At 73.1% G+C, this 23,464-nt stretch carries 21 protein-coding genes; 10 read left to right on the top strand and 11 right to left on the bottom strand.

The window, feature by feature from the left end; genetic code table 11:
- The first annotated feature begins 126 nt into the window (after window positions 1-126).
- On the top strand, window positions 127-597 hold the full coding sequence (locus tag IE290_RS06005) for a nitroreductase family deazaflavin-dependent oxidoreductase (RefSeq protein WP_191243443.1): 471 nt from the start codon (window positions 127-129) through the stop codon (window positions 595-597).
- 102 nt (window positions 598-699) lie between these two features.
- On the opposite strand, the gene IE290_RS06000 is transcribed toward IE290_RS06005, so the two are convergent.
- The 3 genes from IE290_RS06000 to IE290_RS05990 all read right to left on the bottom strand — a co-directional run bounded on the left by IE290_RS06000 (window position 700) and on the right by IE290_RS05990 (window position 5,517).
- Window positions 700-3,513, bottom strand: a complete 2,814-nt coding sequence (locus IE290_RS06000; protein ID WP_191243442.1) for an aconitate hydratase — start codon at window positions 3,511-3,513, stop codon at window positions 700-702.
- Between the two features lie 184 nt (window positions 3,514-3,697).
- Window positions 3,698-5,074 carry a flagellar basal body protein FliL gene (locus tag IE290_RS05995; protein WP_229874329.1) on the bottom strand — a complete coding sequence of 459 codons (1,377 nt, stop codon included), beginning with the start codon at window positions 5,072-5,074 and terminating at the stop codon, window positions 3,698-3,700.
- Between the two features lie 2 nt (window positions 5,075-5,076).
- Window positions 5,077-5,517 carry a hypothetical protein gene (locus IE290_RS05990; RefSeq protein WP_191243440.1) on the bottom strand — a complete coding sequence of 147 codons (441 nt, stop codon included), beginning with the start codon at window positions 5,515-5,517 and terminating at the stop codon, window positions 5,077-5,079.
- 182 nt (window positions 5,518-5,699) lie between these two features.
- Between IE290_RS05990 and IE290_RS05985 the strand changes: the two genes are divergently transcribed.
- Window positions 5,700-7,025: an NlpC/P60 family protein gene (locus tag IE290_RS05985; RefSeq protein ID WP_191243978.1), complete on the top strand. Its 1,326-nt coding sequence runs from the start codon at window positions 5,700-5,702 to the stop codon at window positions 7,023-7,025.
- On the opposite strand, the gene IE290_RS05980 is transcribed toward IE290_RS05985, so the two are convergent.
- On the bottom strand, window positions 6,994-7,863 hold the full coding sequence (locus tag IE290_RS05980) for an alpha/beta fold hydrolase (RefSeq protein WP_191243439.1): 870 nt from the start codon (window positions 7,861-7,863) through the stop codon (window positions 6,994-6,996). The two genes, IE290_RS05985 and IE290_RS05980, sit on opposite strands and share 32 nt — an antisense overlap.
- A gap of 236 nt (window positions 7,864-8,099) precedes the next feature.
- Here IE290_RS05980 and mobA point away from each other — a divergent pair, with 236 nt between their 5' ends.
- From mobA to IE290_RS05950, 7 genes are all read left to right on the top strand, one after another.
- Window positions 8,100-8,648, top strand: coding sequence for a molybdenum cofactor guanylyltransferase (gene mobA, locus IE290_RS05975; RefSeq protein WP_191243438.1), 549 nt, complete (start codon window positions 8,100-8,102; stop codon window positions 8,646-8,648).
- Between the two features lie 144 nt (window positions 8,649-8,792).
- Window positions 8,793-9,863: an AAA family ATPase gene (locus IE290_RS05970; protein WP_191243437.1), complete on the top strand. Its 1,071-nt coding sequence runs from the start codon at window positions 8,793-8,795 to the stop codon at window positions 9,861-9,863.
- A complete protein-coding gene (locus tag IE290_RS05965; protein ID WP_191243436.1) occupies window positions 9,863-10,816 on the top strand; it encodes a DUF58 domain-containing protein in 954 nt (317 codons plus the stop codon). Before IE290_RS05970 ends, IE290_RS05965 begins: the two co-directional genes overlap by 1 nt.
- Window positions 10,813-11,793: a VWA domain-containing protein gene (locus IE290_RS05960; RefSeq protein WP_191243435.1), complete on the top strand. Its 981-nt coding sequence runs from the start codon at window positions 10,813-10,815 to the stop codon at window positions 11,791-11,793. Before IE290_RS05965 ends, IE290_RS05960 begins: the two co-directional genes overlap by 4 nt.
- A 51-nt stretch (window positions 11,794-11,844) precedes the next feature.
- Window positions 11,845-13,542 carry a hypothetical protein gene (locus tag IE290_RS37730; protein ID WP_229874236.1) on the top strand — a complete coding sequence of 566 codons (1,698 nt, stop codon included), beginning with the start codon at window positions 11,845-11,847 and terminating at the stop codon, window positions 13,540-13,542.
- Window positions 13,434-14,609 carry a hypothetical protein gene (locus IE290_RS37725; RefSeq protein ID WP_229874235.1) on the top strand — a complete coding sequence of 392 codons (1,176 nt, stop codon included), beginning with the start codon at window positions 13,434-13,436 and terminating at the stop codon, window positions 14,607-14,609. The genes IE290_RS37730 and IE290_RS37725 overlap by 109 nt, the downstream gene beginning before the upstream one ends.
- A 46-nt stretch (window positions 14,610-14,655) precedes the next feature.
- The gene (locus tag IE290_RS05950; protein ID WP_191243434.1) at window positions 14,656-15,057 is read left to right on the top strand and encodes a DUF2267 domain-containing protein; all 402 of its coding nucleotides are present in this window, start codon (window positions 14,656-14,658) and stop codon (window positions 15,055-15,057) included.
- Here IE290_RS05950 and IE290_RS05945 read toward each other — a convergent pair.
- Complete coding sequence (locus tag IE290_RS05945) at window positions 15,054-15,518, bottom strand: tRNA (cytidine(34)-2'-O)-methyltransferase (RefSeq protein ID WP_191243433.1); 465 nt, start codon at window positions 15,516-15,518, stop codon at window positions 15,054-15,056. The genes IE290_RS05950 and IE290_RS05945 overlap by 4 nt on opposite strands.
- A gap of 109 nt (window positions 15,519-15,627) precedes the next feature.
- Here IE290_RS05945 and IE290_RS05940 point away from each other — a divergent pair, with 109 nt between their 5' ends.
- Entirely contained in the window at window positions 15,628-17,223 is a 1,596-nt protein-coding gene (locus tag IE290_RS05940) for an alkaline phosphatase D family protein (protein ID WP_191243977.1), read from the top strand.
- Here the strand turns inward: IE290_RS05940 and IE290_RS05935 are convergent.
- The 6 genes from IE290_RS05935 to IE290_RS05910 all read right to left on the bottom strand — a co-directional run bounded on the left by IE290_RS05935 (window position 17,211) and on the right by IE290_RS05910 (window position 23,259).
- Window positions 17,211-17,864 carry a class I SAM-dependent DNA methyltransferase gene (locus tag IE290_RS05935; protein WP_191243432.1) on the bottom strand — a complete coding sequence of 218 codons (654 nt, stop codon included), beginning with the start codon at window positions 17,862-17,864 and terminating at the stop codon, window positions 17,211-17,213. The genes IE290_RS05940 and IE290_RS05935 overlap by 13 nt on opposite strands.
- Complete coding sequence (locus IE290_RS05930) at window positions 17,861-18,277, bottom strand: acyl-CoA thioesterase (protein WP_191243431.1); 417 nt, start codon at window positions 18,275-18,277, stop codon at window positions 17,861-17,863. Before IE290_RS05930 ends, IE290_RS05935 begins: the two co-directional genes overlap by 4 nt.
- 18 nt (window positions 18,278-18,295) lie before the next feature.
- Window positions 18,296-19,240 carry a TAXI family TRAP transporter solute-binding subunit gene (locus tag IE290_RS05925; protein WP_191243430.1) on the bottom strand — a complete coding sequence of 315 codons (945 nt, stop codon included), beginning with the start codon at window positions 19,238-19,240 and terminating at the stop codon, window positions 18,296-18,298.
- A gap of 652 nt (window positions 19,241-19,892) precedes the next feature.
- Window positions 19,893-21,281 carry a sensor histidine kinase gene (locus tag IE290_RS05920; protein ID WP_191243429.1) on the bottom strand — a complete coding sequence of 463 codons (1,389 nt, stop codon included), beginning with the start codon at window positions 21,279-21,281 and terminating at the stop codon, window positions 19,893-19,895.
- On the bottom strand, window positions 21,282-21,938 hold the full coding sequence (locus IE290_RS05915) for a response regulator transcription factor (protein ID WP_094003123.1): 657 nt from the start codon (window positions 21,936-21,938) through the stop codon (window positions 21,282-21,284).
- Between the two features lie 10 nt (window positions 21,939-21,948).
- The gene (locus IE290_RS05910) at window positions 21,949-23,259 is read right to left on the bottom strand and encodes an MFS transporter (protein ID WP_191243428.1); all 1,311 of its coding nucleotides are present in this window, start codon (window positions 23,257-23,259) and stop codon (window positions 21,949-21,951) included.
- Window positions 23,260-23,464 lie beyond the last annotated feature (205 nt).

Here is a 23,464-nt window from a genome sequence, read left to right as displayed (position 1 = left end):
GGAGGAAAGGGAGCCGCGAAGGCGCGGCCACGGCCACCCGTTCGGCCGCGGGGGCTGCGGGACCGTGACCGGCGCCGCAGCGGGTGTTGCCGGTGCGGGAAGCGGGCGGGTGGTCCAATGGGCGTTGTGAAGAATCCGCTTCCGCTCCTGGCCCGCAGGCTGGGCACCCGGCCGTGGCTGATGCGGCTCGCGAAGGTCATCATCTGGGCCGACAAGCGGCTGCACGGCCTGTTCGGCGGGCGGGTCAGCCTGGTCGGCATCGCGGGCCTGCCGTCACTGCGGCTGACCACCCTGGGGCGCAAGAGCGGACTGCCCCGCAGCACCAACCTGCTGTACTACCCGCACGAGGACGGCTTCGTGCTGGTCGGCTCCAACTGGGGCCGCCCCCGCGACCCCGGCTGGACCTACAACCTGCGTGAGCACGCCGAGGCCACGGTCGCCATCCGCGGACGCGAGATCCCGGTGACGGCGAAGCCCGTCAAGGGCGAGGACTACGACCGCCTGTGGCAGCGCCTGCTGGACTTCTGGCCCGGCTACGAGATGGAGCGCCTGGCCGCCGGCCGGGAGCTGCCGATCTTCCTCCTCACCCGCCGGTAGCCGTATAACGACCTATACCGCGCCGCTCCCGGCCGCGCGCGGGACCCGGAGACGAAGAAGCGCCCGCGAGCGGGGCTCGCGGGCGCTCCTCACCACAAACCGTCAGGCGCGGGTCATCTTGCGCAGCACGTACTGCAGGATGCCGCCGTTGCGGTAGTAGTCCGCCTCACCCGGGGTGTCGATCCGCACCACGGCGTCGAACTCCACCTTGGCGCCGTCCGCCTTCGTGGCGGTCACCTTGATCGTCCGCGGCGTCTCGCCCTCGTTGAGCTTCGTGATGCCCTCGAAGTCGAACGTCTCGGTGCCGTCCAGCCCCAGCGACGAGGCCGACTCGCCCTCCGGGAACTGCAGCGGGATGACACCCATGCCGATCAGGTTGGACCGGTGGATCCGCTCGAACGACTCGGCGATCACGGCGCGCACGCCGAGCAGCCGGGTGCCCTTGGCGGCCCAGTCGCGCGACGAACCCGAGCCGTACTCCTTGCCGCCGAGCACGACCAGCGGGATGCCGGCCTTCGCGTAGTTCTGCGCCGCGTCGTAGATGAACGCCTGCGGCGCGCCCTCCTGCGTGAAGTCGCGGGTGTAGCCGCCCTGCACGTCGTCCAGCAGCTGGTTGCGCAGCCGGATGTTGGCGAAGGTGCCGCGGATCATCACCTCGTGGTTCCCGCGCCGGGAGCCGTAGGAGTTGAAGTCCTTGCGGTCCACCCCGTGCTCGGCCAGGTACTTCCCGGCCGGCGAGTCCGCCTTGATGGCGCCGGCGGGGGAGATGTGGTCGGTGGTCACCGAGTCGCCCAGCTTCGCCAGCACGCGGGCGCCCTTGATGTCCGTGACCGGCTCCGGGTCGGCCTGCATGCCCTCGAAGTACGGGGGCTTGCGCACGTAGGTCGACTCCGGGTCCCAGGCGAAGGTCTTGCCCTCCGGGGTGGGCAGCGACTTCCAGCGCTCACCACCGTCGAACACGTCGGCGTAGTCCTTGGAGAACATCTCCTGCGTGATCGCCGAGTCGATGGTCTGCTGGATCTCCTGCGGCGACGGCCAGATGTCGCGCAGGAACACGTCGTTGCCGTCGGAGTCCTGCCCGAGCGGCTGCTCCTCGAAGTCGAAGTCCATCGTGCCGGCCAGCGCGTAGGCGATGACCAGCGGCGGGGACGCCAGGTAGTTCATCTTGACGTCCGGGTTGATCCGGCCCTCGAAGTTCCGGTTGCCGGACAGCACCGACACGACCGTCAGGTCGTTCTCCTGCACCGCGGCCGAGATCTCCTCGGGCAGCGGGCCGGAGTTGCCGATGCAGGTGGTGCAGCCGTAGCCGACCAGGTGGTAGCCCAGCTTCTCCAGGTACGGCCACAGGCCGGCCTTCTCGTAGTAGTCGGTGACGACCTGCGAGCCCGGCGCCATCGACGTCTTGACCCACGGCTTGACCGACAGGCCCTTCTCCACCGCGTTGCGGGCCAGCAGGGCGGCGCCCAGCATGACCGACGGGTTGGAGGTGTTGGTGCACGAGGTGATCGAGGCGATCACCACGGCGCCGTGGTCCAGCACGAACTCGCCGCGCTCCTCCGAGCGCACCGTGACCGGCTTGGACGGGCGGCCCGACGCGCCGTTGGCGGCGGAGGCCACGACCGGCGCGGCGTCCTCGTCGGCGAAGGACAGGCTCGGCGCGTCACTGGCCGGGAAGGACTCCTCGACCTTCTCGTCGACCTTGGTGTGCGGCGTCGGGTGCTGCTCCTCGACGTAGTCGTGCACCGACTTGCGGAACGCCGACTTCGCGTCCGACAGCTCGATGCGGTCCTGCGGGCGCTTCGGGCCGGCGATCGACGGCACCACCGTCGACAGGTCCAGCTCCAGGTACTCGGAGTAGGACGCCTCGCGGCTCGGGTCGTGCCACAGGCCCTGCTCCTTGGCGTAGGCCTCGACCAGCGCGACCTGCTCGGCCGAGCGGCCGGTCAGCTTCAGGTAGCGGATCGTCTCGTCGTCGATCGGGAAGATCGCCGCGGTCGAGCCGAACTCCGGGCTCATGTTGCCGATGGTGGCGCGGTTGGCCAGCGGCACCTGCGCGACCGACTCGCCGTAGAACTCGACGAACTTGCCGACCACGCCGTGGCGGCGCAGCATCTCGGTGATCGTCAGCACCACGTCGGTCGCGGTCACGCCGGCCGGGATCTCACCGGTCAGCTTGAAGCCGACCACCCGCGGGATCAGCATCGACACCGGCTGGCCCAGCATCGCGGCCTCGGCCTCGATGCCGCCGACGCCCCAGCCCAGCACGCCCAGGCCGTTGACCATCGTGGTGTGGGAGTCGGTGCCGACGCACGAGTCGGGGTAGGCCTGGCCGTTGCGGGCCATCACCGTGCGGGCCAGGTGCTCGATGTTGACCTGGTGCACGATGCCGGTGCCCGGCGGGACGACCTTGAACTCGTCGAAGGCGCCCTGGCCCCAGCGCAGGAACTGGTAGCGCTCGCGGTTGCGCTCGTACTCGATCTCCACGTTGCGCTCGAAGGCGTCCGCGCGGCCGAACACGTCGATGATCACCGAGTGGTCGATGACCAGCTCGGCCGGGGCGAGCGGGTTCACCTTGTCCGGGTCGCCGCCGAGGTCGGTGACGGCCTCGCGCATGGTGGCCAGGTCGACCACGCAGGGGACACCGGTGAAGTCCTGCATGATCACGCGGGCCGGGGTGAACTGGATCTCGATCGACGGATCGGCGGTCGGGTCCCAGTTGCCCAGCGCGCGGATGTGGTCGGCGGTGATGTTCGCGCCGTCCTCGGTGCGCAGGAGGTTCTCGAGCAGGATCTTCAGGCTGTAGGGCAGCTTTTCGGACCCGGACACCTTGTCCAGGCGGAACACCTCGTACGAGGCGTCACCGACCTTCAAGGTGTCGCGGGCGCCGAAGCTGTCCTTGCTGGCTGGTGCGGTCACGTCTAACTCCCTGGGCAGGGTCGTCGCCGTCAGTTCGGTTCGGGTCTGTCTGTCGCGAGTCTGGCGCACGCGGCTCGCGTCCGCAGACGCGGGGACGGCGCAGGCTCCCACGAAGCAAACAGTACGCTTGTCCTTTTTTGACTTCAACGCGACCCGCCCAGGCAGCGGTGTGATCTCCTTCGCGCTACTCCGCCAGGCGCAGCAGCGCGGTGATGTCCTCCGGCTGCAGGCTGCGCAGCACGGTCAGGCCCAGCTCGTTGAACGTGCGCAGCGGGCTGACGTAGTGCTGCCCGGCCACCTCGGTGGTGATCACGCCGAGGCCCTGGCCGAGGATGCCGCTCGACAGGTGCTGCAGGACCTGGGTGACCTCCTCGGGCACCGACGAGCCGATCTCGTTCTCGATGTTGTCCACCAGGAAGTCGGCGCACAGCTCTTCGGTGCGGCCCTCGCCGGTGGCCTCGTAGCAGTCGCCCTTCTTCGTCACGGTGTAGGTCTCGCCGTCCGGGCTCTGGATCTGCACGTGGGTCACGGTGGCGCGGGTGCCGCCGGGTACCGCGGAGGTCTCGGTCCGCAGGTCGAGCAGCTTCGCGCCGCTGGGCTCGGCGTCCTTCGCCGCGGCCGCGACGAGCGCGGGGCCGGCGTCGTGCAGGACGGCCATCTCGTCCGGCGGCAGCAGCTCGATGACGCGCGTGACGTCGGCGTCGAGCGCGGCCTGCACGAGCTCCTTGACGGCGTCGTTCGGGCTGCCGGCGCCGCGCGCCGGGATGGAGGTCGACGGCCACGGCTCGTTCTCGTCGCGCAGCGCGTAGTCGGCCATCGTGTAGAGCAGGCTCGGGTACCACTCGCCGTCGACCTTCACCGTCGCGATGCGGATCGGCTCACCGGAGTCGGCGACCTCCTCGGCGATGTCGATCGTCTCGGTCTGCGGGCCCTCGCCGGAGGGCATCTGCGCCATCAGCCGGTCCGACAGCGGCAGCTTCGACGGGTCCGCGGTCACCGTGATCGTGCCGCCGGTGAGCTTGGTGATCGTCAGGTGGTCGTTGACCTGCTCGGCCCCGCCCTCGTCGAAGGTCAGGTTCTCGGCCTTGACCTGCATCCCGGTCAGCGCCTCGGGGTTCGCGTCGGGCTTGAGGATGCCCAGGCGCTTGAGCTCGTCGGTGGTCTGCCCGATCGGCTCGGTGAGCAGCTTGGCCTCGGCCGGCGCGAGAGCGCCGACCATGCCGACCACGTCGTTTCCGCTGAGCGCCGTCGCGAGGTTCCGCGCCGCGTCGGTCGGGGTGGCCGCGCCGGCGGCGACCGAATCGCGCTGCGACAGCGCGAACCACGTCCCGCCGCCGCCGAGCAGCACGACCAGCGCGACCACGAGCCCGATGATCAGCCCGCGGCGGCCCTTCTTCGGCGGCTGCTGCGGCGGCAGCTGCTGGAACGGCTGTGTGTACGGCTGCTGCCCGTAGGGCTGCTGCGGGTACTGCTGCTGCGCGGGGTACGGGGGTTGCTGCCCGTACGGCTGCTGGGGGTGCTGGTTCTGCTGGTACGGCCATTGACCGTCCTGGGGAGGCATGCTCACCGTGTCCTACCTGCTCTCGCCGTGATGAAGGTGCCGAGCGCGCCGGCCAGCGCGAGGGCGGATCCGCAGAGCGTGGTCACCGGTCCGGCCAGGGAGACGGAGACCACGCCCGTGGTTCCGCCCGCTTGGACGGTGGCGATCAGCGCGACGGTTCCCCCGGTTATCGCCAGCAGCGCGGTCAACGTTGCGCCCGTGCGTGCCAGACCGCAGACCAGCAGCACCAGGCACACCGCCGCCACCGCCGGAACCGCCACCCACGCCCGCAGCGCCGTGCCGGCGAGCGGGTCGTCGAGCAGCGCCAGCCGGTCGGCCAGCCCGGCCGCCGCGTAGCTGCTCCGGCTCACCGAGCCCGACCGGAACCAGGGCAGGAACGTGCCCGCCACCACCAGGGCCAGGCCCAGCGCGGCGACGGCGGGGCCGATCCGTGATCTCTGCACGCCCCTGGGACGCACCGGAACGTCCGGAGGATCCCCGGTTGGGGTGAAAGTTGCAGCTGTGCAGCGTGTGACACCTGGTCTTCGAGTGACCCGGGTGGCACAGTCTCGGGTGCAGTGGGGACGTGTGTGTGCTGGAGGGAGTCGAGGGCGTGGGTGACCAGGGCCGGAGAGCGCGCCGCTGGATGGGGATCGGCGCGCTGGCGCTGGTGGTCGTGTCGGTCGCGACCGGGCCGGCCGCCGCGGTGCCGCCACCGCCGCCCAACCCGAGCGACTCCGAGATCAGCGCGAGCCAGCGCGACGCCAACGCCAAGGCCGGCGAGGTCGGGCAGCTGACCAACCAGCTCGCCGAGGCCGAGTCGCGGCTCGACGAGCTGCAGAGCACGGTCGAGCTGCGCATGGAGGAGGCCAACAAGGCGCTGGTCGACCTGCAGGCCGCGCAGGAGGCCGCCGATCAGGCACAGCGCGACGCCGACGCGGCCAAGCGCGAAGCCGACGCCGCCCAGGCCCAGATCGACGCGGCGCGGGCCAACCTCGACGCGTTCATCTCCAGCAGCTACCAGCAGGGCAGCACCATGGGGTCGATCTCGGCCTACCTGGGTGCGACCAGCCCGAAGGACCTGCTCGCGCGCGCCCAGCTGCTGGAAGCCGTCAGCGGCAGCCAGCTCAACGCGCTGGAGATGATGCAGCAGGCGCAGACCGACAAGTCCAACAAGGACGCCGCCGCGCGCCAGGCCCTGGAGCTGGCCCAGCAGGCGCAGGACCAGGCCGCGCAGGCCAAGATCACCGCCGACTCCGCGCAGGCCGCGGCCGTGCAGGCCCAGCAGAGCCAGGCCGCGCAGAACGCGCAGCTGGTCGCACAGAAGACGACCGTCGAGCAGCAGCTGTACCAGGCGCAGCAGCGGGTCAGCGGGCTGCAGGGGCAGCGGCAGCGCTACGACGACTGGCTCGCGCAGAAGCAGCGCGAGGACGAGGAGCAGGCGCGGCAGGCGGCGCTGGCCGCGGCGAACGCCGCTGCGTCGTCCTCGTCGTCGTCCCCGTCCGGTGGGGGCGGCCGTCCGTCGCCGCCGCCGGCCGCGTCCGGGTCGTCGTCGCAGACGATCGAGCGGGTGATCGCGCGGGCCATGTCGCAGCTCGGGGTGCCCTACGCGTGGGGCGGCGGCAACGCCTACGGCCCCACGCGCGGCATCCGGGACGGCGGGGTGGCCGACGCCTACGGCGACTACCGCAAGGTCGGGTTCGACTGCTCCGGGCTGATGATCTACGCCTTCGCCGGGGTGAAGTCGCTGCCGCACTACAGCGGCTACCAGTACACGTCCGGGCGGCGTGTGCCGCTGGCGCAGATGCGGCGGGGGGACATGCTGTTCTGGGGCCGCGGCGGCATCCACCACGTCGCCCTGTACCTGGGCAACGGGATGATGATCGAGGCGCCGCAGTCCGGGCTGACCGTGCGGGTCGCCCGGGTGCGCTACGGCGACATCATGCCGTTCGCGACCCGCCTGGTCGGCTAGTCAGGAAGTCCAGCACCGGCTCGGTCTGGCCGAGGATCGAGTGCGCGACCTCGGGCAGCAGGGTGACGGTCGCGTGCGGCACGGCGCGTTCGATCCGCCGGGCGGTGTCGCGGGAGTCGAACATCGCGTCGCGGCCGCCGACGATCACCAGCACCGGCATGGTCAGCGCGTGCAGGGCCTCGTCGGGGAACACCGGCAGCCGGTCCCGGCGGGGCAGGAAGTGCGTGAACATCAGCGTGAGGTAGTCGGCGACCTCGGGGCTCTCGCGCGGGTCGACGCCGGCGACCGCCTTGATCGACCGGCGCCTGCCCCACTGGCCGAACGGCTGGTAGAACAGCGCCTTGACCAGGAAGCCCACCTTCTGCCGCCCGACGCCGCCCGGGCACAGCAACGCCAGCCGCTCGACCCGCTCCGGCCGCCGCGTCGCGTAGTCCAGGGCCAGCCACCCGCCCAGCGAGGCCCCGGCGATGGCCGCGCGGTCCAGGCCGAGGTGGTCCAGGACGTCGTCGAGCCAGGCCGCGTAGGCGGGGGAGCCCAGCGGCGGGCGGGACGGCGCGGAGAGGCCCGGTTCGCCGATCAGGTCGACGGCGTGGACACGGAAGTGCTTCGCCCACACCGGGACGTCGGCCGCCCACATCGCCGCGTTCGAGCCCGAGCCGTGGAACAGCAGGAGCGGTGGGGCGTCCTCGGGGCCGCAGGTGAGGACGAAGGTGTCGCCCTCGCGGGTCGGGACGTGCCGGTGCACGGCGGGGACGGGCCAGGCGGCGAGGGCCTCCTCGTAGCGGCGGAGGATCTCCCGTCTGCCGGTGTCGGTTTTGTAGATGGTCTGTGATGACATATACATACCTTAACAGCGCTTTGATAGGTGCGGATAGGTAATTATGAGGCGTGTCGAACCCGTGGGAACCGTGCAGGGCGGCTTCTCGGCGGTCTGGACAACACCTCGGCCCTGCACTGCCCACGACGCTGCCCGCCGGTGCCGTGGCGGCGCCGTCTCCACCCTGCTGCCCGCCCGCGCGTGAAACCGTTTCGGGCCCGCGGCGTCACTCGGTGCCGCCGGGATAGCCTGGGGTCATGAGCGACCTGGCGGCCGTCGTGCTAGCGGGGGGTGCTGCTCGCCGGCTGTCCGGTGTGGACAAGCCCATGCTGGCGGTCGGCGGGAAGCCCTTGCTGCACCGGGCGCTCGCAGCCGTGGGCGGGGCTGATCCGGTCGTCGTGGTGGGGCCGGAGCGGGACGGGGTCACCGGGGTGCGCTGGGCGCGCGAAGAACCGCCGGGGGGTGGGCCGGTCGCCGCGCTCGCTGCCGGGCTCCGGCACGTCATCGCGAGCCGGGTGGTGCTGCTGGCCGGGGATCTGGCCGGGGTCACGCCGTCCACAGTGGAGCGGCTCACCGCCGCCCTCGGGGACGCCGACGGCGCGCTCCTGACCGACGAAACCGGGCGCCGGCAGTGGCTCATCGGCGTGTGGCGCACCGCGAGCCTGCGCTCCGCCCTGCCCGCCGAACCACACGGGGCCGCGCTGCGCCGCGTGCTCGGCCACCTGACGATCGTCGAAGTGCCCGCCGCGCCGGGGGAGTGCGCCGACGTCGACACGCCGCAGGACCTCGACCGCCTCAACGGCTAGCAACGCCCGCGGCGCCGAAGCACGCCGAGGGCAAGCTCACAGCCGTCACACCGCTGAGCTGCTTGGCTACCGTGGCGACCTCCCGTGCCCGGCCGGCTGGTACGGTCGCAGCGCGAGAGGTTGAACGTGAGCGAGGAGGGAACCGTGACCGAGCCCCGCTACCCGGAGGGCGCGAACGGGCAGCAGCAGTCCGCGACCCCCGCGCGGGACGCGCAACTGCTGGAGCGCACCGTGTTCGAGGTCAAGCGGGTGATCGTCGGGCAGGACCGGCTCGTCGAGCGGCTCCTCGTCGGCCTGCTGGCCAAGGGGCACCTCCTCCTCGAGGGCGTCCCGGGCGTGGCCAAGACCCTCGCGGTGGAAACCCTCGCCCGCGTCGTCGGCGGGTCGTTCTCCCGCGTGCAGTTCACCCCCGACCTGGTGCCCGCCGACATCCTCGGCACCCGCATCTACCGCCAGGGCAGCGAGAAGTTCGACGTCGAGCTCGGACCGGTGGTCGCCAACTTCGTCCTCGCCGACGAGATCAACCGCGCGCCGGCCAAGGTGCAGTCCGCGATGCTCGAGGTGATGGCCGAGCGGCACGTCTCGATCGGCGGCAAGACCTTCCCGATGCCGGACCCGTTCCTCGTCCTCGCCACGCAGAACCCGATCGAGAACGAGGGCGTCTACCCGCTGCCCGAAGCGCAGCGCGACCGGTTCCTGTTCAAGATCATCGTCGACTACCCCTCCGCCGAGGAGGAGCGCGAGATCATCTACCGGATGGGTGTCACGCCCCCGGAACCGCACGAGGTCCTGAGCCCGGGCGAGCTGGTCCGGCTGCAGGAGGTCGCGGCGAAGGTGTTCGTGCACCACTCGCTCGTCGACTACGTCGTGCGCCTGGTGCTGGCCACCCGCACCCCGGCCGAGCACGGCCTCACCGACGTCGCCGGCTGGGTGTCCTACGGCGCCTCGCCGCGCGCCAGCCTCGGCATCATCGCCGCGGCCCGCGCGCTCGCGCTCGTCCGCGGCCGCGACTACGTGCTGCCCCAGGACGTCGTCGACGTCGTGCCGGACGTGCTGCGCCACCGGCTGGTGCTGTCCTACGACGCCCTCGCCGACGCCGTGCCGCTGGACCACATCATCACCCGCGTGCTGCAGACCGTGCCGCTGCCGCAGGTCTCCGCCCGGCCCCAGGGCGGCCCGGCCCAGCCGCTGCCGAACGGGACCCCGGGGCGGTAGTGGCCAGGGGACACACCGGCGACGGCAGCGCCCGGCCCGCGTGGGCGCCGCCCGTGCTCCGCGGCGAACGACTCGACGCCGGCCTGCGCATGCTCGAACTCGAGGTGCGCCGGCGGCTGGACGGCCTGCTGCAAGGCAACCACCTCGGCCTCGTGCCCGGACCCGGCTCCGAACCGGGCGAGGCACGGCCCTACCAGCCCGGCGACGACGTGCGCCGCATGGACTGGGCCGTCACCGCCCGCACCACCGAGCCGCACATCCGGGAAACCGTCGCCGACCGCGAGCTGGAGACCTGGGTCGCCGCCGACCTGTCCGCGAGCCTGGACTTCGGCACCGCCCTGTCCGAGAAGCGCGACCTGGTGGTGTGCGCGGTCGCCGCGATCGCGCACCTGACCGGCGGCGGGGGCAACCGGCTCGGCGCGGTGTTCTCCAACGGCGACGTGACCGAGCGGGTCCCGGCCCGCGGCGGCCGCGCGCACGCCCGGAACCTGCTGCGCAAGATCGCCGAGATGCCGCGCGCGGCCGAGGGCACCCGCGGCGACCTGGCGGCGATGATCGAGCAGCTGCGCCGCCCGCCGCGCCGCCGCGGGCTCGTCGTCGTGGTCTCCGACTTCCTCGGCGGCACGCAGTGGCAGCGGCCGCTGCGGGCGCTGTCCGCGCGGCACGACCTCATCGGCATCGAGGTCCTCGACCCGCGCGACGTCGACCTGCCCGAGGTGGGCACGATCGTGCTGGCCGACCCGGAGACCGGCAAGCAACGCGAGGTGCGGGCCTCGGCGCTGCTGCGCCGCGAGTTCGCCGCCGCCGCGCAGGCGCACCGGGACCAGGTGGCGCGGGCGTTGCGGCAGGCCGGCGCGGCGCACCTGGTGCTCCGCACCGACTCCGACTGGATCGCCGACACCGTGCGGTTCGTGGTGGCCCGCAAGCGGCGGTGGAGCGGAGGCGCCGCGTGAGCCTGTCCGGTTTCAGCGCGCCCTGGTGGTTCCTGCTGCTGTTCGTGGTCGCCGCGGTCGCCGTCGGCTACGTGCTCGCGCAGCGCGCCCGGCGGCGCCGCACCATGCGGTTTTCCAACCTGGAGCTGCTCGACCGCATCGCGCCGCGCTCGCAGGGCTGGCCGCGGCACGTGCCGGCGGCGCTGATCATCGTGTCGCTGCTGCTGCTCACCGTCGGGCTGGCCGGGCCGACCGCCGAGCAGAAGGTGCCACGCAACCGGGCCACGGTGATGCTGGTCGTGGACGTGTCGCTGTCGATGGAGGCCACCGACGTCAAGCCGTCGCGCATCAAGGCCGCCCAGGACGCGGCGACCCAGTTCGCGCAGGGCCTCACGCCCGGCATCAACCTGGGGCTGGTGTCCTTCGCCGGCACCGCGACCGTCCTGGTGGCGCCGACGACGCAGCGGCAGAGCGTGGTCACCGCGATCGACAACCTCAAGCTGGCCCAGTCGACCGCGACCGGGGAGGGCATCTACGCGGCGCTGCAGTCGATCCAGGGGTTCTCGGCGGTGGTCGGCGGCGCGGACGGCCCGCCGCCCGCGCGGATCGTGCTGATGAGCGACGGCAAGCAGACCGTGCCGGACGACCTGTACGCGCCGCGCGGGGCGTTCACCGCCGCGCAGGAGGCGCGCAAGCAGCAGGTGCCGATCTCCACGATCTCGTTCGGCACCAGCCACGGCACGGTCGAGATCGACGGCCGCGAGGTGCCGGTGGACGTCGACGACGGCTCGCTGCAGGAGGTCGCGCGCCTGTCCGACGGGCAGTTCTACCAGGCCGGCTCGGCCGAACAGCTCAAGGAGGTCTACGCCGACCTCGGCGAGCAGATCGGCTACGAGATGAAGGAGGCCGACGCCAGCCGCCCGTGGGTCCTGCTCGGCACGCTGGCCCTGGTCGCCGCGGCCGGGACGTCGCTGTTCGTGGGGCAGCGCCTGCCCTAGTTCGCCGGATCGCCGCGTGCGCGGTTCCGCCCGCCGATACAGTGCCTGATCATGACCGCACTGTCCGAGGCGTCCGCGGGCCCGCCCCGTGAGGCGGGGGACCGCGTCCCGGACGAGCTCGTCGCCGAGTTGCGCGACCGGCTGCCGGAGTTCGTCGACGAGGCACTGGACGACCTGACCGTGGCCGGCGAGTTCGGCCGCCGCGTCGCCGAGGCCGACCGGCCGCGGGTGCGCGCCCACGTGCGGTCCGCCGTGCTGCGCGGCGGCCTGAGCATCCTGCGGTACACCAACCCGGAGATCGCGGCGCTGCGGCTCGCCCGCGAGGCGCTCGCCGCGCACGAGCGGCGGGACGCCGTCCCGGCCGTCCGGCCGCCGTCGGATCGCGACCGGCCCGGGCACGCGATGGTCGGCGCCGCGGTGTGGCCGGGGCTGGTCTTCCCGCTCGTGGCCTGGCAGCTCGGCCAGGGCGGGCTCACCGGCGGGGCGCGGTTCTGGGCGTTCGCGGGCTGGGCGGTGGTGGCCTGCTTCGCCCTGCGGTGGTCCTACCGGTTCATCGCCGCGGCCGGCACGCGGTTCACCGGCAAACGCGCGGTGGCCGGCGCCGGCTGGCCGGTCACCACCGCCATCGCGGCCACCTACCTGCTCACGCTGTGGCGGCTGTGGCCGTCGTCGAAGGCCGCGATGGGACCGTTCTGGGCCACCGTGGTCTGGGTGCTGGCTGGGCTGGCCGCCGGTTTCCTGTTCCTCACGGCGTGCCTGGCGACCGCCGGCCCGGAGAAGAACGAGGAGCCGGGACGCCGCATCCCGCCGCCGGTGGTCGCGCGCACCCTGCTCGTGGCCGCGCTGGCCGCGGTCGCCGCCTTCCTGCTGCTGGCGCGGGTGGTGCCGCTGCCGTGGCCGGACTGGGCGGTGTGGCTGCTCGCCGACGGTGTCACGCTGGCGGTCCTCGTGCTGGGCGGCCCGCTGTCGCTGAGCCCGGGCCTGGTGCCCGCCCGGCTGTCCCAGGACCCGGCGCGGCGGGGCAGCGCGAAGTGGGTCGCGGCACGGGACGCCCTTCAGGCGCGCGTCGCCGAGGCCGAGCGCGAGTGGCGGGCGGCGGCGATGCGCGCGGTGGTCCCGGCCGTCACCCGCCACCTCAACGAGGCGGTGAACCCGCCGTTCAGCACCGCGCTGCCGGAGCTGAACCGCGCCGGGCTCGGGCTGATGCGCGCCGGCGACCGGATCGTCGACACCACCGCGTTCACCCGGCTGCGCACGCTGACCAGCGGTATCAGCGGCGGGGCCATCGGCGTGGCCGGTCCGCGCGGAGCGGGGAAGTCCACGCTGCTCGAGGCCTACCAGGCCGGCAAGTTCCTGGAGGCGGGCCGCCAGCACATCGTCGTCCTGGAAAGCGTCCCGGTGCGCTACGACGCCCGGGAGTTCGTCCTCCACCTCTTCGCGCGGACCTGCGCCGAGGTGCTGCGGTTCTGCGACAAGCGGATCCCCGAGCGGCCCCAACGGTGGACCTCACGGCTCGCGCTGCTGCGTCCGGCCGCCCCGTTGCTGGCCGCGGTCGCGCTGTGGGTCGTGGTCGGGTTCGTCGGCGCGGCCGCGGTCGGCGGGCCGCGCCGCGACTTCGGCGCCTGGCTGACGGCGATGTGGTGGCCGCTGGTGGTCGTACTGGCCGGCGCGACCGTGCTGTCCTCGGACGACGGCGCCGGTTCGCACCGGCCCCCGCGCCCGCGCTCACCAGCAGGCCGACGACCCTGACCGGCCTGCGCGACCTGGCCCGGGACACGCTGGACGGCATCGAGTTCCAGCAGAAGCACACCTCCGGCTGGTCGGGCAAGGTCGGCCTGCTGTTCGGCGCGGAGACCGGGCTGAGCGACTCGCGCGAGCTGACCCGCCAGCCGCGCAGCTACCCGCAGATCGTGCACGAGTTCGGCGAGTTCCTGCGCACCACGATCACGTGCGTGTCCCGGATGCCCGACATCGCCACGCCGTCGGTGGTGATCGTCCTCGACGAGCTGGACAAGATCCTGTCGCCGGAGGAGGCGCAGGAGTTCGTCAACGAGGTCAAGGCCCTGTTCAACCTCGACGTGCCCGGGTTCCTGTTCCTGGTGTCGGTATCGGAGGACGCGCTGGCCTCCTTCGAACGCCGCGGCCTGCCCGTGCGCGACGCGTTCGACAGCGCCTTCGACATGATCTTCCGTCTGGACCACCTGCGCCTGCCCGACGCGCGGGCCGTGCTCGGCGCGCGGGTGTTCGGCCTGCCCGATCCGTTCGTGTGCCTGTGCCACTGCCTGGCCGGCGGCCTGCCGCGCGAGCTGATCCGCATCGCCCGGCTGGTGACCGCCGAGCCGGGCCCCCTCGACGCGGTCTGCCGCCGGGTCGTCGAGGAGGACCTGAAGGGCAAGCTCGCCGGGCTCCGCACGGTCGTCGCGCGCGAGGCCTACGACCACGTCCGGACCAGCGATCTGGTGCGGCACGTCGAGGCGCACGCCGTGCCGGACGCGCACGTCCTGCTGTCGGCGGCCGCGCGGCCGCCGATCCCGCCCGGCGACGACGCGGGGCTGCAGCGGGTCCAGCTCGAGACCCTGGGCTACCTCTACTACCTGGGCACGGTGCGCGAGGTCTTCGGCGACGGCTTCGGCGAAGACGAGCTGGCACGCGGCCGGGACAGCGAAGGCGACGCGTCGTTCGACACGCTCACCTCGGTGCGGCAGCTGTTCGCGGTGAACGCGCGGCTGGCGTGGCTGACGGTCAGCGCGTTCCGCGAGGCGTGGGGACTGGACGTGGTCGCGCCGCCGGAGGCCGGTGACGTGTCAGCCCGGTGACGGCCGGGTATGCGCCTTCCCGAGGACGAGTTCACCGGGAGGTGTGATGAAGGAACACGAGATCGTCGCCGCCGTGCGCCGGATCGCGGGGCTGGCTGACGCCGAGCACGCCGCGGCCGCCACCAGGGCCACCCTGACGGTGCTGGGGCAGCGGCTGGCCGGCGGCGAGCCGGGCGACCTGGCCGGGCAGCTGCCGGCCGGCATCAAGGAGGCGCTGCCCGAGACCGGCGAAGGGGCCTCGTTCGGGGTGGAGGAGTTCTACCGGCGCGTGATGGACGCCGAAGGCCACGGCTGTACGCAGGACGGCGCTCGCGAGCACGCCCGGGCCGTCGTCGCGGCGCTCAAATCCGGGGTGAGCCAGGGCGAGTTCGACGACCTCGTCCAGCAGCTGCCCGCCGACTACCGCGACGACCTGCTCTCCACCGCCCCGGTGGACGAGCACCGCTAGACGCCGCCGGCGAAACCCTGCTGCCGCCACGCCTCGAACACCGCGATCGCCGCGGTGTTGGCCAGGTTGAGCGAGCGGACCCCCGGCTTCATCGGCACGCGCACCCGGTCGGTGACCTCCGGGGCGTCCCGCACCTCGGGCGGCAACCCCGACGATTCGGGCCCGAACAGCAGCACGTCGCCCGGCTGGTACGCCACGTCGGTGTACCAGCGGGTGGCGCTGGCGCTGAACGCGTACACCTTCGCCGGCAGCAGCGCCCGCCACGCGCTGCCCAGGTCCGGGTGCACGTGCACGTCGGCCAGGTCGTGGTAGTCCAGCCCGGCGCGGCGCAGGTGCTTGTCCTCGAACCGGAAGCCCAGCGGCTCGACGAGGTGCAGCTGGCAGCCCGAGTTGGCCGCGAGCCGGATCGCGTTGCCCGTGTTGGGCGGTATCTCCGGCTGGTAGAAGAGAATCCGGAACATCGGAATTGATCGTTTCCGTTCACCTGTGGTTCGCCCGTGCGGACGCTGACGGCCATGTCCGGCCATGAGCATCCTGGTGCTCCCCATCCCACCACAGGAGGACCCCCACATGGTCGTGCGCCCGTACCACCTGTCCCGCCGCCGTTTCCTCGGCTTCAGCGGGGCGGGAGCCGCGGCGGTGCTGCTCGGCACCGGCGCCTGGACGGCGGCGAGTGCCTACGCCAGCCCCGTCAAGGGCACCAATCCGTTCACCCTCGGTGTCGCCTCCGGCGACCCGGCACCCGACGGGGTCGTGCTGTGGACGCGGCTCGCGCCGGACCCGTTCGCCGCCGACGGCTCCGGCGGGATGCCCGCCACCCCGGTGCGCGTGGAGTACGAGGTCGCCCACGACGAACGGTTCCGCGCCGTGGTGCGGCGCGGCAGCGCGATCGCCACGCCCGAGCTGGGCCACTCGGTGCACCCGGAGATCTCCGGCCTGGCGCCCGACCACGAGTACTTCTACCGGTTCCGCGTCGGCGGCGAGATCTCCATGGTCGGCCGCACCCGCACCGCCCCGGCGCTGTGGTCCTCACCGCGTGAGCTGAACTTCGCCTTCGCCTCGTGCCAGGCCTGGCAGGACGGCTACTACACCGCGTATGAGCACATGGCCGCCGAGGACCTGGACTTCGTGGTGCACCTGGGCGACTACCTGTACGAGTCCGGGGTGGGCACCAACAAGCGCGGCGTGACGGTCGAGGACAAGTTCAAGACCGAGACCTTCGACCTGGCCCGCTACCGCCTGCAGTACGCGCTCTACAAGGCGGAGGCGCCGCTGCAGGCCGCGCACGCCCGCTTCCCGTGGATCCACACGATCGACGACCACGAGGTGGAGAACAACTGGGCCGGCGACATCTCCCAGGCCGACACCGAGCCCGACCAGGACCCGGCCGTGTTCCGGCAGCGGCGCGCACAGGCGTTCCAGGCCAACTACGAGAACCTGCCCTACCGGCACACGCAGATGCCCGCGGGCCCGAACGTGCGGCTGCACCGGCGCCTGTCCTACGGGCAGCTGGCCGAGATCACCATGCTGGACACCCGGCAGTACCGCGACGACCAGCCCTGCGGCGACGGCAACTCGGCGACCTGCACCGAGCGGCTCGACCCGGAACGCACCCTGCTCGGCCCCCAGCAGCGGGAGTGGCTCATCGACGGGTTCTCCCGGTCGAAGGCGCGCTGGCAGGTGCTGGGCAACCAGGCGCCGATGGGCCAGACCGACCGCGACCCGGGTGCGCCGGTGGACGTGTGGCTGGACCCGTGGGACGGCTACGTCGCCGAGCGCAACAAGGTCCTGGCCGCCGCGCAGGACCGCGACGTGCGCAACCTCGTCGTGATCACCGGGGACCGGCACCAGAACTACGCCTGGGACCTCAAGCGCGACTACGCCGACCCGGGCTCGGCCACCGTGGGCAGCGAGTTCGTCGGCACGTCGATCACCAGCGGCGGCGACGGCGCGGACATGAACACCGACGGCACGAACTTCCTCGCGGCCAACCCGCACATGAAGTTCTTCAACGCCCAGCGCGGCTATGTCCGGGTGAACGTCAACCGGCAGCGCTGGCGCAGCGACTTCCGGGTGGTGCCGTACGTGACGAAGCCCGGCGCGCCGGTCAGCACGCGCGCGAGCTTCGTGGTGGAGGACCGCAGGCCGGGCGTTCAGGAAGCCTGAGGCCGCCGGGCCAGGACGAACGCCTGAGGGGTCGTTTCGGGGAACGGCCCCTCTTCGTCGGGTCTGCGCTCGAGCCGGGCGCGCACCTCGAACCCGGCTTCGGTGAGCAGCGCGGCGACGCCGTCCACGCGGCACTGGTGGAAGTCCAGGCTCACCCGGTGACCGCCGATCTCGTCGCGGTGGAGGCGCTCGTCGCCGATGTCGAAGGCCAGCTGGAGCCAGCCGCCGGGGGCGAGGACCCGGCGGAACCCGGCCAGCACCGCGGGCAGGTCCGCCGGCGGGACGTGGATGATCGAGTACCAGGCGACCAGCCCGCCGAGGCTGCCCTCCGGCAGGTCGAGCGCGGTCATCGACCCCACCTCGAACCGGATGCCCGGGTGGGTCCGGCGGGCCACCGCGACCATCTCCGGGGACAGGTCGACGCCGAACGCGTCCACCCCCAGGTCGCGCAGGTGGGCGGTGATGCGGCCGGACCCGCAGCCGACGTCGGCCACCGGCCCGCGGGCCAGCTCGGCGAACGCGGCGAGCACCGCCCGGTCGAGCGGTTTGGCCGCCAGCTCGTCGCGGATCCACTCGGCGAACTCGCCCGCGATGGCGTCGTAGGCGGCGCGGGTTTCGCTGAGGTAGCCGGGCTCGGTCACGTGTGCGCCAGCAGCTTGGCGCGCACGTCCTCCGGCGGCGCGGCCTTGGCCAGCGTGCGGGAGTCGACGAACACGTAGCGGTTGGTGCCGGTGGCGATGAGGTCGTCGCCGCGGCGGACGGTGAACGCGAGGATCATCGACGTGGTGCCGAGGTGGTCGATCGCGACCTCGACGACCAGCTCGTCGTCGAACCGGCTCGGCGCGCGGTAACGCAGGTTCGACTCGGCCACCACGCAGTCCACGTGGCGTTCGCGCAGCGCGTCGTAGGAGCCGAAGATCGCCTTGAAGAACTCGAACGAGGCCATGTCGAAGTAAGCCAGGTAGTGGGCGTTGAAGACGATGCCCTGCGGATCGCACTCGTGGAAGCGGACGCGCAGCGGCATCGCCACGACCGGCGGGCGGGACTGGGTCACCGGGGGCTCCTTCCTCGCTCAGCCGTGCAGCGCGCGGTAGGTCGCCACGGCTCCGGGGTGCAGGGGCACGGTACCGGTTCCGATCAGCGACCGTACATCGAGAAACTGGGTCGCCACGGTCTGCGCGGGCACCAGCCGGCTCGCCCGCTGGACCAGGACGCGGGTGACCGCGGCGGCGATGTCGTCGGGCAGGTCCGGGCGGCAGACGAGCAGGTTCGCCACGCCGATGGTGTCGACTTCCGGGGAGCGGTAGGCGCCCGCGGGCACGCGGACCGCCTCGTAGCCGAAGCCGCGCAACGCCGGCAGGTACGGGGCCAGCGGCAGCAGGCGGATGCCGATTTCGGAGTCCAGAGTGGACAGCACGGGGAGCGGGACCCCGCCGGAGACGAGCATCGCGTCGATCGCGCCCGCCTTCAGCGCGTCGCGGGCGTCGAGCATGGGCAGGTGGCGGACGTGGGCGGTGACCGAGGCGGCGGCGAGGAGACGGCGGCCCACGACGGCACCGCCCGAGCGCGTGGCGCCGAGGGAGACGGTGCGCCCGGTGAGGTCGGCCACGGAGGTGATGGGGGAGTCGGCGCGGACGGCGAGCTGCAGGTAGTTCTCGTAGACCCGGCCCAGCGCCCGCAGCTCGAGGCGGCGGCCGAACGGGGGGTTGCCGGTGGTGGCGGCGGCCGCGATGTCGCCGAGGCTGAGGGCGAGTTCGGCCGCGCCGGCGTCGAGCATCTCCAGGTTGGCGACGGTGGCTTCGGTCGGCAGCGCGACGGTGTGCAGGCGGGGGTAGGCGGCGTTCACCTCGGCGGCGAGCAGCTGCCCGAAGGCGAGGTAGAAGCCGGCTTCCTCGCCGGTGGCGATCCGGAGGCGCCCCGCGGGCCCACCCGCACGGGGCGGCGCACCGGAGCGGAGAGCGGCGCCGGCGACCGCGACGGCGACCCCGGCACGCAGCAGACTGCGGCGGCTGGTCATGGCAGCACCCCCTGCGCGGTGGGTGGCTGTGCGCGGTGGTGGCGGCGGGGCGCCGGGGCGAGGGTGGGTGGTAGCGCGCGGTGGTGGCGGTACGGCTCTGCGGCGAGCGTGGGTCGCTGCGTGCGGTGTTGGCGGTAGGGCGCCAGGGACAGCGCTACCGCGTGCCGGTGGCGGTGGGGCTTGGCGGCGAGGGTGGGTGGCACCGCGCCGCCGCGGTGGCGGTAGGGCGTTGCTGCCACGGTCGGCGGCAGCGCCCCGTGCGCGGTGGGCGCCGGCGCGCCGCGGTGGTGGCGGTTGGGCTCGGCGGCGAGGGTGGGTGGCTGCGTGCGGCGGTGGCGGTGGGGCTCTGCGGCCAGGGTGGGGCGCTGCCCGCCGCGCCGGTGGCCGCAGGACTCTGCGACGAGGGCGGGCGGGACCGCGCCGCCGCGGCGGCGGCGGGGCGTTAGGGCCAGGGTGGGCGGCAGCGCCCTCTGCGCGGTGGGCGCCAGCACGCCGCGGCGGTGGCGGGAGCGCGTCGCGGAGAGGGTGGGCGGCAGCGCTCCGTGCGCGGTGGGCGTCAGCGCACCGCGGTGGCGGTAGGGCGTTGCGGCCACGATGGGCAGCGCCCCCTGCGCGGTGGGCGGCTGCGCGCCGCGGCGGGGATTGGTGATCGTCATGTCCCGGGGGCCTCCGTGCGGGGCAGCAGCACCCGCACCACCAGGCCGTGCGGCTCCGCCGCCCGCAGCTCGATCCGCCCGCCCCGGCCGGCGGCCAGGCGTTCGGCGATCGCCAGGCCCAGGCCGGTTCCCGGCAGGCCCCGGTGCCGTTCGGCGCGCCAGAACCTCGCCTGCGCCTGCGCCAGCTCCTCCGCCGACAGGCCGGGCCCGGCGTCGGCCACCGACGCCACCACCCACGCGCCTTCCACGCCACACGACACGACGACCTCCGCACCCGGCGCGTACTTCAGCGCGTTGTCCAGCAGCACGTCCAGCACCTGCGCCAGCTCCGCCTCCGTCGCGGCCGCGCGGGCCGCCTCCCCGGCGAAGCGCAACGTCACCCCGGCGCGCTCCGCGGCCGGCTGCCACAGGTGCACCTGCGCCTCCGCCACGGCCGCCGCGTCGCAGGAGGCGCTGTCGCCGGAGACGGCCAGCTCGCCCGCCCGGTGCTCGGCCGCCGCCAGCGTCAGCAGGTCGTCCAGCAGGGCCTCCAGGCGGTCCAGCTCCCCGACCGCGCCCTCGTAGGTGCGCGAGGCCAACGCGGGCAACGACGGCCCGAGCGCGTCGACCCGCAACCGCAGCGCCGTCATCGGGTTGCGCATCTGGTGCGAGGTGTCGGCGACCAGCCGCCGCTGCTGGTCCAGCGCCGCCGTGACCGCGTCCGACATCCGGTTGAACCCCGCCGTCAGCTGCCGCAGCTCGGGTGGCCCGGCCAGGTCCGCGTGCACCGGCCGCAACCCGGCGGTCAGGTCGCCCACCGCCCGGTCCAGCCGCCGCATCGGGCCCAGCACCCACCGCGTCGCCCCGAGCGCCAGCCCCGCGCCGGCCAGCGTCACCAGCGCCGCCCCGGCCAGCACGGCGAACCAGCTGCGCCGCACGTCGTCCGCGGCCGTCGTCACCGACGCCCGCAGCACCACCGCTCCCGAGACCTTCGTGCCGGTCCCGGCGGGGCGGGCCAGCAGCACCGGCGCGTGCGACCACGGCCGCACGGTCGCCGCGGGCTGGCTCGGCTGGTTCCGCAGCGCCGCGTCGATCAGCTCCGCGACCGCCGGGTCCGCCGCCGTCAGGCCACCGGTCTCGGCCACCGGGGCGCGCCGGGCGGTGACCACGACGATCCCCTCGCCGTACAGCTCGGTGTAGCGGGTCACCTCGGCCAGCAGCGCCGAGGAGTCGCCCGCGGCCACCGCCTGGTCGGCCAGCGCGGCGAACCGGTCCAGGTCCGCGGTCCGGGCGAGCAGCAGCTGCTGGGTCCGCTCGGTCGCGGTCACGGTCAGCAGCGGCAGCGCGAACCCGGCGGTCGCGAGCACCACGAAGGCCAGCAGAACGGCCAGGACCCGGGTGCGCACCTACGCGCCCAGCCGGTAGCCGAACCCGCGGATCGTGGTCAGCAGCTCCGGCCGCCGCAGCTTCGCCCGCAGCTGCGTCAGGTGCACGTCCAGCGACCGCGACACGGCCACGTAGGCGTCGCCCCACACCTCGTCCATCAGCTGCTGCCGGCTCACCGCGGTGCCCGCCCGCCGGGCCAGGGCCGCCAGCACGGCGAACTCCTTCGCGGTCAGCTCGACCTCGGCGCCGCCGACCACGACGCGCCGCGCGCCGAGGTCGACCTCGATGTCGCCGACCACGACCACCTGCGGTTCCGGCCGGGCGGCCGCGGCCCGCCGGGTCACCGCCTCGATCCGGGCCAGCAGCTCGCTCAGCCGCACCGGCTTGACCAGGTAGTCGTCCGCGCCGAGCCGCAGGCCGCGCACCACGGACCGCTCGTCGCCCCGGGCGGTGAGCACGATGACCGGCAGCGCGCTCACCGCCCGCAGCTTGCGCAGCACCTCCAGGCCGTCCAGGTCCGGCAGGCCGAGGTCGAGCAGCGCCAGGTCGGCGTCCCGGTGGGCGAGCAGCGCGTCCTCGCCGCGGCGCACCCGGGTGGGCTGGTGGCCGTGCGCGCCGAGGGAGTCGACGAGGGCGCCGGCGACCCCGTCGTCGTCCTCGACCAGCAGCACGCGCACGGCTGTCACTCTAGGAGGCGTCCATCGCCGAGTCCTTGCTGGTGTCCCGCATCCGGACGTAGATGACCAGCGAGATGAACACGACCACCGTGACGTACCAGAAGAACAGCGACTCGTGCCCGGCCTGCTTGCACCACAGCGCGATGTACTCGGCGGTACCGCCGAACACCGCGACCGCGACCGAGTACGGCAGCCCGACGCCCAGCGCCCGGATGTTGGTTGGGAACAGCTCCGCCTTCACCACCGCGCTGATCGAGGTGTAGAGCGCGCTGATCGCCAGCGGCACCACCATCAGCACGAACGCGAACACCGGGTTGCGCGTGTGCGCCAGCAGCGTCAGCGACGGCACGGTCACCAGCGTGCCCAGCACGCCGAACCCGATCAGCAGCGGGCGGCGGCCCACCCGGTCGGACAGCGCGCCGTAGAGCGGCTGCAGCACCACGAACACCACCAGCGCCAGGAAGTTGATCCACGCCGCGTTCGGCTTGCTGATGCCGCTGGTGTTGACCATGAACTTCTGCAGGTAGGTCGTGTAGGTGTAGAAGAACAGCGTGCCGCCCATGGTCAGGCCGACCACGAGGGCGACCTCCTTCGGGTGCTTGGCCAGCGCCTTGAGCGTGCCGTGCGCGGCGCTGTCCCGCTTCGCCTTGGACGCCTCGAAGTCGGCCGACTCGTCCATGCCGCGGCGCAGCCAGAACACGATCACCGCGCCGACCGCGCCGATGCCGAAGGCGATCCGCCAGCCCCAGCTGTGCAGCTGCTCGGTGGTGAGCACCTGCTGCAGCACGATCTGCACCGCCAGCGCCACCAGCTGGCCGGCGATCAGCGTGACGTACTGGTAGCTGGAGTAGTAGCCGCGCTTGCCGCGGGTGGCGACCTCCGACATGTAGGTCGCCGAGGTCGAGTACTCGCCGCCGACCGAGATGCCCTGCAGCAGCCGCGCCAGCACCAGCAGCAGCGGGGCGGCGATCCCGATCGTGCCGTAGCCCGGGGTCAGCGCGATGAGCAGCGAGCCCGCGGCCATGAGGCTGACCGACAGGGTCAGCGCCGAGCGCCGCCCGAACCGGTCGGCGTAGCGCCCGAGCAGCCACCCGCCGAGCGGCCGCATGAGGAACCCGACGGCGAACACGCCCGCGGTGTTGAGCAGCTGCGCGGTCGAGTCGCCCTTCGGGAAGAACGTGGCGGCGAAGTAGACGCTGAACGCGGTGTAGGCGTACCAGTCGTACCACTCGATCAGGTTGCCGACCGAGCCGCGGAGGATGTTGCTCACCACGCGGCGGCCGGCGCGCCGGTTCTCGCCGGCGTCGATGGTTGACGTCATCGAAAACTCCCTTGTCTCATGACCAGCGACCACGTTCGGTGGCGGAGGCCGCCGTCGACAAGGGAGCGCGGCCAGAGCTAACAATCCCTTAGGACGAAGGCCTCCGTGACCGGGCTCACCGGGTTACTTCCGCGTAGGCGGCCGGGCGGTGCTGCCCCGCTCTCCGGCCGCCGGATAACCTCACCGGGCAACTGCGGGAAATCGA

Origin of the sequence: Amycolatopsis deserti, from assembly GCF_014653945.1 — a bacterium.
Classification (GTDB): domain Bacteria; phylum Actinomycetota; class Actinomycetes; order Mycobacteriales; family Pseudonocardiaceae; genus Amycolatopsis_E; species Amycolatopsis_E deserti.
This window is presented reverse-complemented; position numbering and strand designations above follow the sequence as displayed.